The organism is Paraburkholderia sp. JHI2823 (assembly GCF_038900695.1).
In the GTDB taxonomy this organism is placed as follows: domain Bacteria; phylum Pseudomonadota; class Gammaproteobacteria; order Burkholderiales; family Burkholderiaceae; genus Paraburkholderia; species Paraburkholderia mimosarum.
The window spans coordinates 1-676 of record NZ_JAYMRY010000172.1 but is presented as its reverse complement, the minus strand read 5'-3'; the positions used below and the strand labels follow the sequence as shown (position 1 = coordinate 676).

2 protein-coding genes are annotated in these 676 nt (G+C 61.4%); both read right to left on the bottom strand.

The genetic code is table 11. The annotated features are described in order from the left end of the window. Nucleotides 1-156, bottom strand: a 156-nt coding sequence (locus tag VSR34_RS38155; protein ID WP_342965203.1) for a DUF899 family protein, incomplete at its 3' end; no start/stop codon positions are given. Nucleotides 157-364: 208 nt separating this feature from the next. Then, the coding region (locus VSR34_RS38150) for a solute carrier family 23 protein (RefSeq protein ID WP_342965202.1) at nt 365-676 on the bottom strand (312 nt) is incomplete at its 5' end.

The window sequence follows — 676 nt, the reverse complement described above, 5'->3', positions numbered from 1 at the left end:
GAACGTATATAGCTTGTCGACCTTGACCCAAGGCAATTCGCGACGCTTGCGCGCGAGTTCGGCGCTGGCGTGCATATGCGCTTTTTCGTCGGCGAGCAGCGCGCGGCTCGCGGCGAGCCACTCTTCCCGGCTGCCGATGCGATGTTGCGGTTCCATCTGCGACTCCTTTCCTGCCGATGCAGGGCTTGACCATAAGGTTATGGTTTAGAAACGCTGGCGCGAAAGTCAAGGACAGGTGGGCGCTTTCGCGAAACGCGCTGATCGTGCGCAAAGCGCGTGACTATAAAAAGATACGCGGCACATCGCGGATCGAACCGCGACGCGCCGCGTCAAGGTGGAGACCAACGACTACCTGCAGCGAAACTCAGATCGCCCAGCCGCCGACATAAAACCCGACCAGCACCACCGCGATCGCCACGGTGCCCACATTGAGCTTGCGATACTCGCCGCTGACCACGCGGCCGATCACGAGCGTCGCGAAGCCGAGCATGATGCCGGTCACGATGTTGGCGGTCAGCACGATGAACACCGCGCACACGAGACCCGACATCGCGTCGACCATGTCGTCCATATGCAGCTTGCTGACGTTCGACAGCATCAGCAGCCCCACGTACATCAGCGCGGGAGCGGTCGCATACGAAGGCACCAGCCCGGCAAGCGGCGAGAAGAACATCAC